Source organism: Mycetohabitans endofungorum (assembly GCF_002927045.1).
GTDB classification, from domain to species: Bacteria; Pseudomonadota; Gammaproteobacteria; order Burkholderiales; family Burkholderiaceae; genus Mycetohabitans; species Mycetohabitans endofungorum.
Map to the genome: position 1 here is coordinate 64,820 of NZ_PRDW01000012.1, position 14,919 is coordinate 79,738.

At 59.9% G+C, this 14,919-nt stretch carries 16 protein-coding genes and 1 pseudogene; 12 read left to right on the forward strand and 5 right to left on the reverse strand.

Annotated elements, in window-relative coordinates; translation table 11 throughout:
- Positions 1 to 108 precede the first annotated feature (108 nt).
- Complete coding sequence (locus tag B0O95_RS12050; protein ID WP_233203334.1) at positions 109 to 474, forward strand: DUF3022 domain-containing protein; 366 nt, start codon at positions 109 to 111, stop codon at positions 472 to 474.
- 284 nt (positions 475 to 758) lie between these two features.
- Here the strand turns inward: B0O95_RS12050 and B0O95_RS12060 are convergent.
- The 3 genes and pseudogenes from B0O95_RS12060 to B0O95_RS12070 form a co-directional block, all read right to left on the reverse strand.
- Positions 759 to 1,374, reverse strand: a pseudogene (locus tag B0O95_RS12060) (P-loop nucleotide/nucleoside kinase family protein); the annotation flags it as partial.
- A gap of 67 nt (positions 1,375 to 1,441) precedes the next feature.
- The gene (gene cydX, locus B0O95_RS17250; RefSeq protein WP_104078152.1) at positions 1,442 to 1,585 is read right to left on the reverse strand and encodes a cytochrome bd-I oxidase subunit CydX; all 144 of its coding nucleotides are present in this window, start codon (positions 1,583 to 1,585) and stop codon (positions 1,442 to 1,444) included.
- Positions 1,586 to 1,726: 141 nt separating this feature from the next.
- Positions 1,727 to 2,212 (reverse strand): universal stress protein, encoded by a 486-nt coding sequence (locus B0O95_RS12070; RefSeq protein WP_104078153.1) that lies wholly within the window; start codon positions 2,210 to 2,212, stop codon positions 1,727 to 1,729.
- Positions 2,213 to 2,497: 285 nt separating this feature from the next.
- Here B0O95_RS12070 and ribA point away from each other — a divergent pair, with 285 nt between their 5' ends.
- The 4 genes from ribA to B0O95_RS12090 all read left to right on the forward strand — a co-directional run bounded on the left by ribA (position 2,498) and on the right by B0O95_RS12090 (position 4,982).
- A complete protein-coding gene (ribA, locus tag B0O95_RS12075; RefSeq protein WP_104078154.1) occupies positions 2,498 to 3,127 on the forward strand; it encodes a GTP cyclohydrolase II in 630 nt (209 codons plus the stop codon).
- Between the two features lie 189 nt (positions 3,128 to 3,316).
- Entirely contained in the window at positions 3,317 to 3,592 is a 276-nt protein-coding gene (locus tag B0O95_RS12080) for a plasmid mobilization protein (protein WP_104078104.1), read from the forward strand.
- Positions 3,592 to 3,789 carry a hypothetical protein gene (locus tag B0O95_RS12085; protein WP_104078105.1) on the forward strand — a complete coding sequence of 66 codons (198 nt, stop codon included), beginning with the start codon at positions 3,592 to 3,594 and terminating at the stop codon, positions 3,787 to 3,789. The genes B0O95_RS12080 and B0O95_RS12085 overlap by 1 nt, the downstream gene beginning before the upstream one ends.
- Before the next feature lie 44 nt (positions 3,790 to 3,833).
- Positions 3,834 to 4,982, forward strand: coding sequence for a glycosyltransferase family 9 protein (locus tag B0O95_RS12090; RefSeq protein WP_104078106.1), 1,149 nt, complete (start codon positions 3,834 to 3,836; stop codon positions 4,980 to 4,982).
- A gap of 78 nt (positions 4,983 to 5,060) precedes the next feature.
- Here the strand turns inward: B0O95_RS12090 and B0O95_RS12095 are convergent, their stop codons facing one another.
- Positions 5,061 to 5,645 carry an OmpW/AlkL family protein gene (locus tag B0O95_RS12095; protein WP_233203345.1) on the reverse strand — a complete coding sequence of 195 codons (585 nt, stop codon included), beginning with the start codon at positions 5,643 to 5,645 and terminating at the stop codon, positions 5,061 to 5,063.
- A 198-nt stretch (positions 5,646 to 5,843) separates the two neighbouring features.
- On the reverse strand, positions 5,844 to 6,731 hold the full coding sequence (locus B0O95_RS12100; protein WP_104078155.1) for a LysR substrate-binding domain-containing protein: 888 nt from the start codon (positions 6,729 to 6,731) through the stop codon (positions 5,844 to 5,846).
- A 201-nt stretch (positions 6,732 to 6,932) separates the two neighbouring features.
- On the opposite strand from B0O95_RS12100, the gene B0O95_RS12105 reads away from it, so the two are divergent.
- The 7 genes from B0O95_RS12105 (at position 6,933) to zapE (ending at position 14,918) form a co-directional block, all read left to right on the forward strand.
- A complete protein-coding gene (locus B0O95_RS12105) occupies positions 6,933 to 7,688 on the forward strand; it encodes a sulfite exporter TauE/SafE family protein (RefSeq protein WP_104078108.1) in 756 nt (251 codons plus the stop codon).
- 77 nt (positions 7,689 to 7,765) lie between these two features.
- The gene (locus B0O95_RS12110) at positions 7,766 to 9,328 is read left to right on the forward strand and encodes a 4-hydroxyphenylacetate 3-hydroxylase family protein (RefSeq protein ID WP_104078109.1); all 1,563 of its coding nucleotides are present in this window, start codon (positions 7,766 to 7,768) and stop codon (positions 9,326 to 9,328) included.
- An 11-nt stretch (positions 9,329 to 9,339) separates the two neighbouring features.
- Positions 9,340 to 10,416 (forward strand): aromatic ring-hydroxylating dioxygenase subunit alpha, encoded by a 1,077-nt coding sequence (locus tag B0O95_RS12115; RefSeq protein WP_233203335.1) that lies wholly within the window; start codon positions 9,340 to 9,342, stop codon positions 10,414 to 10,416.
- Positions 10,409 to 11,815 (forward strand): diaminobutyrate--2-oxoglutarate transaminase family protein, encoded by a 1,407-nt coding sequence (locus B0O95_RS12120; protein WP_233203337.1) that lies wholly within the window; start codon positions 10,409 to 10,411, stop codon positions 11,813 to 11,815. Before B0O95_RS12115 ends, B0O95_RS12120 begins: the two co-directional genes overlap by 8 nt.
- Positions 11,812 to 13,251, forward strand: a complete 1,440-nt coding sequence (locus B0O95_RS12125) for a SidA/IucD/PvdA family monooxygenase (RefSeq protein ID WP_104078112.1) — start codon at positions 11,812 to 11,814, stop codon at positions 13,249 to 13,251. Before B0O95_RS12120 ends, B0O95_RS12125 begins: the two co-directional genes overlap by 4 nt.
- A complete protein-coding gene (locus B0O95_RS12130; RefSeq protein ID WP_158249491.1) occupies positions 13,211 to 13,858 on the forward strand; it encodes an FMN-binding negative transcriptional regulator in 648 nt (215 codons plus the stop codon). Before B0O95_RS12125 ends, B0O95_RS12130 begins: the two co-directional genes overlap by 41 nt.
- Entirely contained in the window at positions 13,848 to 14,918 is a 1,071-nt protein-coding gene (zapE, locus tag B0O95_RS12135; protein ID WP_199180502.1) for a cell division protein ZapE, read from the forward strand. Before B0O95_RS12130 ends, zapE begins: the two co-directional genes overlap by 11 nt.
- The last annotated feature ends 1 nt before the right edge of the window (position 14,919 follow it).

Here is a 14,919-nt window from a genome sequence, read left to right on the forward strand (position 1 = left end):
GCCACGGCAAGCTTGGCGCGGCGGCGAGCTTCACAGGGCTGAAGCCATCCCGACTTGCATGCGTGGCTGATTGTGATAGCCTCGGCACTCTTTCAAAGCCCCACGTCCATGGCCCGTCCGCCTTTTCTCTTTAACGATCCGCTGCGCGAGCACCTTGCCCGGGTCATCAGCGACCTGCTGCCGGAAACCGCTCACTTCACCGATACGCAGACCGAGGGCGGTCATCCGGCGCTGCGCATCGATTGGACAGTCTCGCCCTTTTCGCGGCGGCACTCGAAGGTCACGCTCGACGTGGTGTTCGTCGATTCGAGCCTGGCGCGCTATGCGGCCGCACCGCTCAACGAGCGCGCGCGGGCCGAAGCCGTGCTGCGCGCCTATGTAGAGGCGGTGATCGGTTCGATGGAAGAGCAGTATGCGCTGGGCAAGGAGACCGAGCCGGTGTCCGAGGTCGAGCTTGGGCGCGAGTTCGCATAACGCGCGCCGCATGAGCGTCACGCTTATCGACGAGGTGTCGGAAGTCGTCGTCATATCGTCGTGACGGCTCGTCATAACACGCTGTTTTGTGTCTCGGATCCGAACGGCACGGTGTCTACACTGAGCGCATCGCTACGACGTTCAGTAGACACAGGACGAAAATCGCGCTTGTCGGCGCTGGCTTGATCGGCCATACCATTGCACGGTTGTTGCAATTCACCGAGGATGACGAACTCAATATGGGACAGTCGGAGCGGAAACTCATCCCGGCGTAAACGGCGGCCTGCCGGCAGCGGGGGTGGCGGGCTCAGCGGGATGGGCTGGCGCGAGGAGCCGATCCCGCAGCGCACGCCGGTCCGCGTCGCATGGTGCACTATTGTCGAAAATCAGCAGTTGGGGGTAGTCGGCAGGATCGGGCTCGAAACGTCGCTGACGGTAGGTTTCCCAATGCGCGAGCTTGTACGCGTCATTGACGTTCGCGCGCCGCACGATGCGCTCGTGCGCGATATGTTCCGGCACGCTGACCCAGACCCAGCGCACGTCGACGTGCGCTGGCACGCGCAGCCAGCCGCGATCGAAGATCCGCCGGTTGCGTACCTCCCGTGACAGGGGGCCGACGACGATTGCGCTGATGCCCAGCGACACGTTTTCGCGTGCGGTGTCGAGCAGCCCCTGGTATTCAGGGTCACGCAATGTCTGAAGATAGACCGGGCTGTCGCGGTCGTTTGGGTCGTGCGTGAGCGCTTGCATCGCGACTGCGCTGTAGCGGCCGTACAGCGTGTCCTTGTCGAGCAGGCACAGCGGCTCGCGCGTGGCGTCGAGCAACGCCGAGACCAGTTGCTTGGCCAGCGTGGTCTTGCCCGCGCCGGCGTGCCCGCAAAAGAAAAGCAATCGTGTCATCGTAGCGGCCGCCCGCAGCCCGCCCGGTGCAGCGCAATCGGCGCATGCGCGGGGCGGCTCATGCGGATCAGTCGTGCCAACGACAGGCACGACCGTCCAGCGAGTCGGACCGCATCCGTGCCAGGTTCCTTTCGTTTTCCAGCCACATCGCGTTGATCACGCCGAAGCCCAGCGCCACGCCGATACCCAGTATCCAGCAGAAGTACCACATTGCAGTTTTCTCCATTGGGTTGGATGCTGCCGCGCCGGCCGGCCGCAGCGGGACACAACCGTGCCCGATGGAGTAATGATGACCGCGCACGCGTGCGTACGCAAGCATCACGATGCACGATGCGTAGGGCAGTGGGCGGCGTTAACCGTTCGCGGTGGTCGACGGCGCCGCTTGCGGCACGTGGCTTGTCGAGGGAATCAGCAACACCGGTAGCTGCGCGAGCCGCAGCGTCTGTTCCGCCACGCTGCCCAGCAACAGTCGGCGCACGCCGCGCCGTCCATGGGTACCGAGCACGAGCAGGTCCGCGTTGAACGCCTGCGCCGCCTGCACGATACACTCGGCAATCCCTTCAAAGGACGATGTCGTCAATATCTGCGGTGTGCCGGTGATGCCTCGAGCACGCATCGCGTCAGCCGCCTCGTCGATTACGCGTTGGCCTTCCTCAGTCTGCGCGCGCATGACGATTGACGGGTCGTAGCCGGGCACCGAATAGTAGAGCGGGACGTCGTCGACGACGAAGACTGGCTGGAGCTGCGCGCCCTCGGACGCTGCAAGATCGAGCGCGGCGTTGAATGCATGACGCGAGGTGTGGCTGCCGTCGATGGCCACGAGGATGCGATGGTACATGCTGGCGTTCTCCTGGTGTGATGGACCATTCGTGCGCCCGGGCGTGCGCGCGCACTCATGCATTATCGCCGCAAAGGGGAGTGCGCAGCGTGTGCCGCTCCCGTCCACGGGCCTGCCCGCCTCGTCGTGCGCTGCCTGTTGTTGCAGTGCGCGGCATGGGCGCGCATCGCACCGGAGCATGGGCGCGCCGCTCACGCGGCATACGCGGCCGTGGGACGATGTTGGCCGCGACGCGGTAGACTTGCATCCAAAGCCCCTATGGCGGTGCGAATGATCGAGGTTACGATGCAGCAACAACATTTTGACGAGGCCAGCGAATGCGCGGCGCACATTGCCAGCGCGACGCTGCCGACCCACTATGGGACTTTTGCGTCCCACGTGTTTCGCGTCAGGGGCGACGGCACGGAGCACTTGGCACTGGTCATGGGGGAGGTGCGCGCGCGCGAGGCGGTGCTCACACGGCTGCATTCGGAGTGCCTGACCGGCGACGTGCTCGGCTCGTTCCGCTGCGATTGCGGCGAGCAGTTGGACGCGGCGCTGCGCCACATCGCGGCCGAGGCGGCAGGCGTACTGCTGTACCTGCGCGGACACGAAGGACGCGGCATCGGATTGTCGAACAAGATTCTCGCGTACGCACTGCAGGAGCAGGGCCGCGACACGGTCGATGCAAACCGAGACCTCGGGCTGCCCGACGATGCGCGCGAATACGATTCAGCTGCCAGCATCCTGCGCTGGCTCGGGGTGTCGTCGGTACGATTGATGAGCAACAATCCGGACAAGTTTGACACGCTACGGCGCCATGGCATTCCCGTGCATGACCGCGTCGACCTCGCCATCCCGATGCGCGAGGAAAACGAACGCTATATCTGGACCAAGCGCAAGCGCTTTGGCCACTATTTCAGCGAGAACGAATAGGATACGTGCCAGGTCTGCGAGCACCTATCTGTCAACGTTGGCCGGCACCTCGAACGAAGTTCTCGCCGGCGTTGGAAAACCGCAGGCCGAGTGCGTGTTAGAAGCGGCATCTGTCGCTGGAATAATGCTTGATTTCGTGGTGTGATCGGCTATGATGTACATACCATGTGCATGTACATAGGGAGTGAAATGGCAGCGGCTACCGAGCGCATTGTCGTGCAGGTAACGACGGTTCAAAAGCGTGCGATTGCGCAAACGGCCAAGCGTCTCGGATTAAACGTGAGCGAGCTGATGCGTCAAGCGGCGCAGGGCTTCACCCCGACCGCAGACGAGGCAGAAATCCTTGCATTGGTCGAACACGTGAATGCGTCCACGAAGGAAGCGAATGATGCACTCGATGACGCTCTGTCATTTGTCGCGGAGTCGAACAAGCGTATCGAGGCGATGACGGGGAGCAAGCAGTAATGGGGGCGACCGACAAGGTCTGGGACGTGCTCACAACCTTTATCAAGATGAACGACAAGGTTGTGTTGCTTGCCGGTACAGTCAAAGAGCAGCAGGCGAAGATCGAGAGCCTGACCGAGCGTGTGATTCGCCTGGAGGCGACGCTGGAGCTGTTGTTGCGCGCAGGCGCAGATAACAAGAAGCTGCCGTGCTCGTAAGCAAGGAAACAAAGTAGGAGAATCGTTGTCTGGACCGGCACGCCGTGACTACGCTTGACGAGGTTTGCGCACTGTCGAATCCCGGCTCGCTGCTGTCGCCACACGCCCACGTGGCGGCCTCATATGACTTGAAGGTGACCGGCAAGCCGGCACATGGCTACCAGCCATTGTCGGCGGTAAGCCGGATCCGCAATGCAAATGCGGCGCCCTTCACGATCGACTATCGCCAGCAAACGCATTTGCATGTAGTTAACGGCATGGGCGTCACGCTCGGCGACTCGATTATTGGATTGAGCGCGCTTGACGCAATCCGACGCCTGCATCCGTCGTTGTCGGTGACGATTTATCGGCCCGCCCATGCGCCGGATTACGTGAAGCAACTGTATGCATTGGCGGCACCCCGCTTCGGCGACGTGATCGACTTGCCGGTGCCGCTCGACTCAATTCCAGCCACCGAACTTGCCATCGACGTTGGTAACCATCTTTTCTGGCCCGGCTTTGCGACCCTGCCGATGATTGATTTTTTCCTGTTCGCGCTCGGCATGGCGCCCCACACCGTGCCCGCGCGGTACAAGGCGAACGATTGGCTTACCACGCTGACATTACCGGCTCCCGGCGGGGTGTGGTGTGCACGTGGCTACACGTTGCTTTGTCCGGAGGCGAGCACGCCGGTGCGCAGTATCCCGGCCGTCGTGCGCGTGTCGATCGTCGATGAGATGTGGCGCACCTTCGGCTTGCCGGTGCTGGGCTTTGGCGCGCTGGAGCACGATCACTATACGGATATTGCCGTGCTGTCGCCCGATACGGCGAGCTTTCTGAGCTGGATTGCCCATGCCCGCCACGTGGTGACCTCCGACACGGCCGCGGTACACGTGGCGGCAGGCTTTAGCGTGCCAAGTACCGCGTATTTCACGACGATCGCACCGGCGCTGCGCGTGCGTGACTATCCACACTGCAAGGCGCTCGCGCTGGACGTGCCGGAATTGGATGGAGTGCAAGTGAGCGAGCGGGCCGCCGACTTGCGTCGGGTCGAGCGTGCGTACCACGAATGGTATGCGGCCCGCGGCAACTGGTTAGCAACCCGTGATCGCGCGCCGGGGCAGCTGCTGTTGAGCCAACCGGAGCAGGGCCAACTGGAACCGGGCCAATCGGAACTGGCCCTGCCGGAATTGACGCCTATCGGGCTGGGCTAAGCGGCGCTGAGTCCGCCCACGCTGAGCGTAACCTGCGCCGGCTCGCTCAGCCGACCCGTCGATCGTGCAATTAGCGCCTCAGAAGCGCACCCCGACGCCGATGCCCACCACTAGCGGGTCGATCTTCAACGAGCCAAGCTGCGTGTCACCGATCGATGCGCTGGTGCGCATCCAGATCTTTTTGATGTCGGCGTTGACGAAAATGCTCTGGGTCACTTGCACGTCCACGCCAGCCTGCAGCGCCGGGCCGAAACTGGAGTGCTTGATTGACACCGGTGTGCCGCCCGCATGCAGCCCATCGTTATAGAAATAAGTGTAGTTCAACCCGGCGCCCACATACGGGCGGATCTTGCCGGCCGGATTGAAGTGATATTGCAACAACAACGTGGGCGGCAGCACGTTGACACCACCCAATGCGCCGATGTTGGACGTGACCTGGTGCCGCGATGTCCCAAGGATCAACTCGATGCCGATATTGCGTGTTGCCATGTACGTGAAATCGAGTTCCGGAACGATCGCATTGTTGACCCCGGTGCCGAGTTGGCCGAGCGTGCCGCCGGCCGACACGTCGGGCTGAATGCTAATCGCACGCACGCGGGCCAGGATATCACCTTGCTCGGCATGGACGGGCGCCGCGAATACGACGGGCGTTGCAAGCAGCATGCCGGCTGCGATACGGAAAAGTGCGTTCATGGTGTAGTCTTCTTGTGCGATGTTGTGAGTGGGTCATGCATATTGTCGAACGGACGTTCACGCCCTGTATTGACGTGAGTCAATACCCATGCTCGCGCCGGGTAAGATCCGAGCGACGCGCTCGTCGTACAATGGCACGCCACGCCCACGCCGGCGCGATGACCGTGCTCAGTTTTTTTCTGTGATTGCCGCCACGAATGCCTGGACGAGTGCGGATGCATTGCTCCGATACAGCATCGCAACGACAGTGGTATTGCCGGTGCCGGCCAGCCGAATGAAGCGCACGCCTGCTGGCGCGATTAAGCGCATGCTTTCTGCGACCAGTGATACGCCGAAACCCGCTTCGATCAGACTCAGTTGCGTCGTCTTGCGTGATGTCACGCGAGCCGAACGCGGAAAGTAGCCGTTTTTCATGCACAATTCTGCGACACGAAAACTCAGCCCTCCTCGTTCATGATGCGGCAGTGACACGAACGGCTCCTCGCGTAGCTCGGCAATCGAGACTGCTTCGCGTACCGCAAGCGGATGCGTGGCGCCGACGGCGAGCATCAGTGGCTCAGAATAAAGCTCGTCAGCACGCACACCGGGAAATTCCAGATGAACAGGCAGTCGTACAAAGCCGACATCGTTCACGCCTTGCTCGATACTCGCCATCTGTTCTTCTGACGGCATTTGGGACACCTGCGCTGAAACGTGCTCGTTGGCGTCAAGATAGCGTCGAACGCGTTCTAGTAAGGGTCCAGCGAATGGCACCGAGCTTGAATGGACCAGGCGGATTATGCCTTGCTCGCCACGATTCGCATGACGCGTCTGTACAAGCGTTTCATTGAGGTTGAACAGTACACGCTTTGCGCCATCATACAGCGCCTTCCCAGCCCGGGTCAGCTCGATCCGACGCGCACCGCGCACGAGTAGCTGCACTTGTGCCGTTGCCTCTAGTTCCTTGATCTGCCTGCTCAATGCGGATTGCGCGATGAAAAGCCGCTCGGCGGCAAGACTGTAGCTGCCCGCCTCGACGATTTCCACAAAGTAACGCAGTTGCCGTAGCGACATCATTTTCATGCCTTATTGAGATAGCACGTTGCCAAAATGATATTGGTTGGCCAAAAATTAGCGCGATATATTGCCTGCGGATTTGGCGGTTAGGTTAAATAATTGGGCTGATAAATAAGGGTCATAACATGTTCCGTAATGGCTTTCCCTACTCCGAGTGATCGATGCGGAACACCGAAATAGCAATAAATCAAGGGGCCACAATTGATATTCGATCTGACTGTAACGCATTTGTTCATCGTATGGTTAGGGATCGCATTAGCGTATGTCGTGTTCGGCATGACTGGGTTTGGCACTGCGCTGGTGGCTAGTCCGCTGTTGGCCCAGTTCATACCGGTATCGCATATTGTCCCGCTGCTCGCATTGCTGGATTTTTGTGCGGCCACCACGAATGTGGTGCGAGACGGCAGAAAAGCCGAGCACGGCGAATTGAAGCGACTGGTTCCTTTGATGGTTGCCGGCAGCGGAATCGGTGCGGTGATCTTGTTGGTGACGAAACCGGATCTGCTGTTGCTGCTGCTTGGGACTTTTGTGATCGGTTACGCAGCATACTCGTTAAGTGGCTATCGGCCAATGACACAATTGAGTTCATGGTCGTCGGTGCCTTTCGGCCTCGTTGGTGGCATCTTTAGCGCGTTATTTGGCAGTGGCGGTTTTATTTATGCGATTTATCTGCAGGGACGGCTTGAAAACAAGGAGCATATCCGCATCACGCAAACCACGTTGATTGGATTGTCGACGCTTACCAGGCTGGTGATGTTCCTGGTGGCCGGCGTCTACGCCAACCGCAGTCTGCTGCTGCTCGCGGTGCTGCTCGCGCCAGGCATGCTGGCCGGCGTGTGGATAGGACGCCGCATTACGCTGAAGCTCTCGCGTGAGCAGTTCGTCAAGCTGGTGAATAGCGTCATCCTCGTATCCGGCGTGTTTTTGTTGGTGCGGTATTTTTCGTCAATTTCATAGGTCATACCCGGTAGGATCGGGCGGTTCCATGGCGCTGTAGGCAGTCGCGGTTAGATTCAACGTTACCAGGAGTATCCATGACTCAAAGCACATCCGCAGCATTGAAGCTGGAAGCTGCTGAGAAGGACGAAATGTTGACGGCTGACGAGTATCTCGCCAGTCTCGACGACGGCCGTGAAGTGTTCATCTATGGTGAAAAAATTCGATCCGTCACGCAGCACGTGGCATTTCGCAACAGTGCGAGATCCATCGCTCGGTTGTACGATGCGCTGCATGCACCGGCGTCCCGAGACACCATGACGACACTGGATCCGTCCGGTTATCGCACGCATCGCTATTTCACCCCAGCGCGTTCGGCCGACGACTTGCTGCGGGCCCGCGCCGCAATCGCCCACTGGTCGCGGCTATCGTACGGCTTCATGGGGCGTACGCCCGACTACAAGGCGGGTTTTACCGCAACGTTGCTGTCCGATCCTGACTTCTATGATCCGTTCCGCGACAATGCGATCCGCTGGTATCACGAGACGGCGCGCAAGGTGCTGTTCATGAATCATGTCCTGGTGAATCCACCGGTGGGCCGGGCCAAGGCGATTGACAGCATGCGTGACATCTATCTACATGTGGAGAAGGAGCGTGACGACGGTATTGTCGTGCGCGGCGCCAAGATGGTGGCGACCAGCGCGGCGATATCGAATGCTACGTTCGTGGCACAAAACAGTGCAACGCAGTACCAGCAGGGTCGGGAGGAGGATTTTGCGCTGTGCTTTATCTTGCCGATGAGCACGCCAAACTTGAAGATTATTTGTCGGCGCTCATACGAAGCGTCTTCGTTGAGTCCGTTTGACAATCCATTGTCCAGCCGTTTTGACGAGAATGATTCGGTGCTGATTTTTGATGGTGTGTTCGTGCCATGGGAAAATGTGTTGATCTACCGGAACATACCGAAGGCGCGCAGTTTCTATTCGGCCTCGGGATTCCTGAATCGTTATCCGTTGCAATCCGGCACGCGGCTCGCGGTCAAATTGGATTTCCTATGCGGCGCGTTGATTAAGCTGCTCGAATCGAACGGCAGCTACGAATTCAGGGGAGTGCGTACGAAGGTGGCCGATGTGGTCGGCTGGCGCAACGCGATGTGGGCGATGACCGAAGCGATGTGCATTGCGCCGGAAAAGCGCAGCGACGGCTCTGTCGTACCGCGGCTCGAAGTGGCGGCGACAGTGCGGCACTTCGGCGCGCAGGTGATGACCCACATCAAGCCGATTTTCGACACGATCCTCGGTGGCTCGCTGATCATGCAGGTGGCCAGCTTCGCGGACATGCGCAATCCAGAACTGCGTGGACTCATCGATACGTACTATCAAGGCACCGATTCGAGCGCACAGGAGCGGCTCAAGCTTGTGAAGTTGCTGTGGGACGCGATCGGTAGCGAGTTTGGCGGCCGGCACGAGCTGTACGAGTACAACTATGCGGGTAACCATGAGCAGGTACGGCTGGACATGCTGAACCATTCCACCGCATGTGGCGCGATCGACCAATGCAAGTCGATCGTCGAGCAGTGTCTTGCCGATTACGACATCGATGGCTGGCGCAATCCGTCATGGCAGTTTGACGGCCAGCGTGAAGCCTACCCGTTTGCGTGATGAGGTTAACAATGATCTATTCTGGGAAGTGGGACCGGGATGCGCTCGACTACCGGGCGCTGCGCGACCAATGGCACGTGGTCGCCCACTCAGACGAGGTGGCACGCGATATGCCGCTCGCTGTGCGCTTGTTGGGCGAGGACTTGGTGCTGTGGCGGGACCATGCCGGCATCAACGCGTGGCTCGATTATTGCGGTCATCGTGGCGCGCGGCTTTCGCTGGGCTGTGTGCGCGATGGGGAAATTGAGTGCCCTTATCATGGATGGCGTTATGCGTCGTCGGGACAATGCACGAAGGTGCCGGCGCATCCGGACCAAACGCCGCCCGCGCAGCGGCTTGTTCGCGTGTACCGTGTAACCGAACGCTACGGGCTAGTCTGGGTCTGTGTCGGACAACCGGCAGCCGACGTGCCGCCGTTCCCCGAATGGGATGACGCGAGCTTCCGCAAGGTGTATGCGGGACCTTACCGCTATCGGGCAAACGCATTGCGCTCAGTGGAAAATTTCCTCGATGCTTCGCATTTTCCATTCGTGCACGCGAATCTGAACGGCGATCCAAATTGTCCCGATAAAATTGAGGGCTACGAAGTTAAAATGACGGAAAACGGCCTCGAAACATCGGAAATCGAGGTATTTCAGCCGTATGGCGATCACCGTGGGATCCCGGTTACCGCTCGCTATATCTATCACGCTTTTCGGCCCACGACTGCCTATTTCTCGAAGAAGACCGGCGTTACTGAACGCTTTTGCACGTTTTTGAACGCGACGCCCGTTGACGAGGACGAGTGCGTGATACAGCTTATTGTGGCGATTAACTTCGGTGAAGACTTGAGCGACGCACAAATCCTCCAGCGCCAGGACCGGGTGTTTGAACAAGATCGCCACATCGTCGAATCGCAGCGTCCCTATCGGCTACCACTGGACTTGCGCGAAGAGATGCATGTGCGCAGCGACCGCCTTGCGGTGGAGTATCGACGCTGGTTGCGTGCGCTGGGTGAGGCCGCAACAGCGGACTGCGGTGTGCGCCAATCTGCTGGCGTGCAGCAGCATACCAGGAGTGAGCATTCAAAGGAGTCGTATCATGCATAAGCAGACGCTGGACGCATTGTCCATGCTCGAGCATTGTGAGTCCAATGCCCGTACGTATGCGCGCTCGATAACTCGCGTCCTCACGCGAGCAGAGCTTGCGACAGTCTACGATAGTGAGGGCCGTCAATATTTGGACTGCCTCGCGTGCGCCGGCGCGCTGCCGTTGGGTCACAATCACCCTTACGTCATGGAGCGGGTCAGCCAGTTTCTCGCATCGGGTCACATCCTGCAGGCACTGGACATTGCGACGCCGGCGAAGATCGAATTTGTCGAAGCGTTATATCGCGTATTGCCGCCGCAGTTTGCCAACGACGCCAAGCTTCAGTTTTGTGGGCCGACCGGCTCGGACGCGGTCGAGGCGGCGATCAAGCTATTCAAGACGGTCACGGGCCGGCGGTCGGTACTGGCGTTTCATGGCGCGTATCACGGCATGACGATGGGCGCGTTGAGTTTGATGGGCAACCGGGGACCGAAGGAAAGCGTAGCCGGGGCGATGGCGGAAGTACATTTTTTGCCTTATCCGAATGCCTATCGATGCCCGTTCGGCGTTGGCGGTGCACAAAGCGATACGTTGTCGTTGGCGTATATCCGCCATCTTCTTGAGGATCCGGAGAGCGGCATCACGAAGCCAGCGCTGATCCTGCTGGAAGCGGTGCAGGGCGAGGGCGGCTGCATTCCGGCCAGTGCCGACTGGTTGACCGGATTGTCCGAGCTGGCGCTGCGTCATCAGATTCCGCTTGTCATCGATGAGGTGCAGACCGGCTTCGGTCGTACCGGCACGATGTTCGCGCATGAGGTGGCTGGCATCATACCCGACGCGATCGTCATGTCTAAGGCAGTGGGCGGCGGTTTTCCACTGTCCGTGCTCGCCTATCGGCGCTGCTACGACGGTTGGCGACCCGGTGCCCATGCGGGGACGTTTCGCGGCAACCAGATCGCACTGGTCGCGGGTGCAGCCACACTCGAATTTCTACGCTCGCACGGCATCGCGCAGCAGGCAGCTGAGCGCGGGGCCAGGCTGCGCTCCGGCCTTGAATCGTTGCAACGGCGCTACGCGTGTATCGGCGACGTGCGTGGCCGAAGCCTGATGCTCGGCGTCGAGATCGTTGATCCGCACGGTCCGCCGGATGCGCGTGGATTGCCGCCAGCGGACGGTGAACTGGCGCGGCGCATCAAGCATGCTTGCCTGGACGAAGGCTTGATCATTGAGACGGGAGGACGTCACGGTGCGGTGCTGCGGCTGCTGCCGCCGCTGGTCATTACAGAGGCTGAAACGGACGAAATACTCGCTCGTCTCGAACGAGCGTTGTCGACGGTGGCCAGCGCGGTGGATGCGCCGTTGCTTACCCCCGCCGGTATCGGCCGCAACGCTCACATTTCTGTATCGGAGACCTTATGAAAGCAGGACACGACGCCGCCACGGCGCTTGAACCTTGCGTTCACGATGTGATTGGAATCGGCTTTGGTCCCGCCAACATTGCGCTTGCCGTAGCGATCGAGGAGTTGACCGACGGCCTCGACGTTTTGTTTCTCGAAAAGCGCGATGCGGCGTGCTGGCAGCAGGGCATGCTGCTGGAGGAGTCGGACATCCAAAACCATCCACTGCGCGATCTGGTCACGCCGCGCAATCCACGCAGTCGCTATTCATTTACCAATTTCCTGTTCGAGAACGGGCGATTATTCGAGCATTTGAATCTCGGGCTATCGTTTCCATTGCGGATCGAATATGCGCAGTACGTGCAGTGGGTGGCCGGCTTCTTCGCGCATCAAGTCAATTATGGCGTGGACGTGACGAGCATCGAGCCGGTCATCGACGCGCTCTCTGGACTGCTGGATGGCTATGTGGTGCGCGATTGCACTGGCCGCACATGGCGGGCTCGCTCGGTCGTCGTCGCGCCAGGGCGTACGCCGAACGTGCCGATGCAGTTCGCCGGCTTTGACGATCCGCGCATTGTCCACTTAAATGACTATCTTTTTGCGCTGCGACGAGCGTGTGACGGCGGCCGCAAGCCGCGAATCGCGGTCATTGGCGGTAGCCAGAGCGCAGTTGAGATTTTGCTGCACGCGTACGGTACCGGCTCGTGCGCGTCGGTTGTTGGCATCACGCGTAACTTTGCGTTCCGGCAGAAGGACACGAGTCCGTTTTCCGACGAGGTTTATTTTCCTGAATTTGTCAAAACATTCTTTTGTGCGGACCAGGCAACGCGCAATCGGTTGCGCGCGGAACTGATGCCGACCAATTATGCTTCGGCGGACAAGGACGTACTCGATGCGCTGTACGTCAAGCGCTACGTGAACCGAATATTGGGACGTGACGGTCTGGCGATACGGACCAATACGTACGTCGATGCTGTGACAGTCACAGAAGATGGGATTCGTCTGGCGCTCGTCAACTCGGTGAGCGGTGAGCATGTGCTCGACTGCTTCGACCTGGTTGTCCTGGCAACGGGCTTTCTTGATATTGGCGACGGTCCGAGGTACGAGCCCTATCCACCGCTGCTGCGGCAGCTGGCGCCGCTGCTCGATTTGAGCCGCGGGCACCTGGAGGTGTCGTTCGACTACCGCGTGCATTTCTCGTGTGCAGTGGCGCCGGACGCACCGCTGTATTTAAACGGGTTATGCGAGTCATCACACGGCATGGGGGACTCCGGCTCGTTCAGTCTGCTAGCGTTGCGCTCCGAGGCCATTGCGCGGTCGCTCTACGCGCAGCTGTCGCGCCCCGCGGCACGCGCCGGCTCGAATGCAGTCGTGTCTTCTGCCACGGCCACTGCGGCCATCCATGATACGGACAAAAATGGAACTTCTAGCGAATCGACCCGTTTCGTTTCATTATGATGCGTTCCGCTTTACTGATCCGGAGCGGATCGACGCGATCATCGACAGTTTTCCGCTCGCGTTGATTGTCAGTACGGACGCGGAGCTATCTCACGCGAGCCATATCCCGCTTTTCCGCGAGCGCCAGTCGCGCAATCTATTCGGTCATGTCGATGCGGCAAACCCTCAGTTCTGTGGTGTCAAAACGACACGTGCGCGTATTGTGTTCACCGGACCCGATAGTTATATTCCGCCCGAAGCATACGTGACACGGCAACTTCCGACGTGGAACTACGTGGCCGTCCATCTGGTGGGCTCTGTGCATGTTGTGACCGACCTGGCGCAGAAGATCGACGTGCTGCGCGAGACGGCGGCCCGCTTGCAGCCCGACGATGCGCGATGGCAGTTCGACGCGAATGATGAACGGGTGGCGCGGTTCGCACCGGGCGTGCTCGCGTTGCGCGTGCACGTCGAGCATGAGGAGGCGCGCATCAAGCTTTCGCAGGACAAGGGCTTAGAGGACCAGTATGCGGCGCTCGACTGCCTGTTGTCCACGCGCGCGCGTAGTCTGCGGCCGCTGCTGGAGACATTTCTGCTGCCATGGGAAGGGGCCGCGCATGCTCGATGACGCGCAGGTCGTAGCCTCGCTTCGCGGCAGCGGAATCGATCCGGACGCAAGCCAGCGTCGGGCGATCGAAGCGTTATGCATGCTGCTCGTGGCACCGGGTCGGCGCTGGTTGGTTGGGCTGCACCGGTTGCATGGCGTGTATTGTCATGGTCTACCCGGACGAGGCAAGAGCATGGTCGTCGATGCGGTTTTTCAGCTTGCGCCAGGATCGAAGCGGCGGATTCATTTTCATGAGTTTTTGCGGGACATCAATTGCAGGCTTGTGAAGGCGCCGCGCAGTAGCGATCGGCTCGCGGACGTCGCGAAGGCTTGGCTGCACGGCGTCGATCTGCTGTGCTTTGATGAATTTCACGTGCATGACATCGCTGATGCGTTTCTCATTGGGCGCTTTCTGACGACCGCCATCGCCGAGGGCGTGCGTATCGTGCTCACATCGAACTACGCGCCGGACGATCTGCTGCCGAACCGGGAATACCATGCGCGTTTCGCACCGACGATCGATATGATTAAGCGTCATTTCACGATCGTGCACTTCGATGGACCGCGCGATTACCGGTTCAGTGATGGGGATACCGCGCAGCCCCGGTTCTTCTCACCGCTTGCGCTTGCTTGCGAGCCGTTGCGCGCCATTTTTGTCGCTCGGGAAGGCGAAGCTGCGCTGCAACCTGGCGTTGTGGAGTTGGCTGGTCGGTCGTTGTCGGTGAGCGCCGCGGGTGAGTCAACGGTGTGGGTGGATTTCGACGTGCTTTGCGTGGCGCAGCGTTCGCATGTCGATTACCTGGCGATGGCTGATCGCTGGCAATGGGTCATCATCGACAACGTCCACGCAACGGCACTGGAAAATCCCGATACATTGCAGCGTCTGGTGTGGTTGATCGACATCCTGTACGACCGCAAGTGCGGCGTCTGTATCGCATCGGACATTGCGATCAGCGACGCGCTTGATGGTCTCGAAGGTGCGCATGATTTATCGAGGACAGTCAGCCGCCTTGCCGAGATGCAGTCTCGTGCCTACGCTTGTTTTACCGAAAATCCACCTATTATTGTTCAGGAAAACTGAT

Bases quoted from the DNA above. Each gene is read 5' to 3' on its own strand.
- B0O95_RS12050 (WP_233203334.1), top strand. From the start codon at position 109: ATGGCCCGTCCGCCTTTTCTCTTTAACGATCCGCTGCGCGAGCACCTT.
- cydX (WP_104078152.1), bottom strand. From the start codon at position 1,585: ATGTGGTACTTCTGCTGGATACTGGGTATCGGCGTGGCGCTGGGCTTC.
- B0O95_RS12070 (WP_104078153.1), bottom strand. From the start codon at position 2,212: ATGTACCATCGCATCCTCGTGGCCATCGACGGCAGCCACACCTCGCGT.
- ribA (WP_104078154.1), top strand. From the start codon at position 2,498: ATGCAGCAACAACATTTTGACGAGGCCAGCGAATGCGCGGCGCACATT.
- B0O95_RS12080 (WP_104078104.1), top strand. From the start codon at position 3,317: ATGGCAGCGGCTACCGAGCGCATTGTCGTGCAGGTAACGACGGTTCAA.
- B0O95_RS12085 (WP_104078105.1), top strand. From the start codon at position 3,592: ATGGGGGCGACCGACAAGGTCTGGGACGTGCTCACAACCTTTATCAAG.
- B0O95_RS12095 (WP_233203345.1), bottom strand. From the start codon at position 5,645: ATGCTGCTTGCAACGCCCGTCGTATTCGCGGCGCCCGTCCATGCCGAG.
- B0O95_RS12100 (WP_104078155.1), bottom strand. From the start codon at position 6,731: ATGATGTCGCTACGGCAACTGCGTTACTTTGTGGAAATCGTCGAGGCG.
- B0O95_RS12110 (WP_104078109.1), top strand. From the start codon at position 7,766: ATGACTCAAAGCACATCCGCAGCATTGAAGCTGGAAGCTGCTGAGAAG.
- B0O95_RS12115 (WP_233203335.1), top strand. From the start codon at position 9,340: ATGATCTATTCTGGGAAGTGGGACCGGGATGCGCTCGACTACCGGGCG.
- B0O95_RS12120 (WP_233203337.1), top strand. From the start codon at position 10,409: ATGCATAAGCAGACGCTGGACGCATTGTCCATGCTCGAGCATTGTGAG.
- B0O95_RS12125 (WP_104078112.1), top strand. From the start codon at position 11,812: ATGAAAGCAGGACACGACGCCGCCACGGCGCTTGAACCTTGCGTTCAC.
- B0O95_RS12130 (WP_158249491.1), top strand. From the start codon at position 13,211: ATGGAACTTCTAGCGAATCGACCCGTTTCGTTTCATTATGATGCGTTC.
- zapE (WP_199180502.1), top strand. From the start codon at position 13,848: ATGCTCGATGACGCGCAGGTCGTAGCCTCGCTTCGCGGCAGCGGAATC.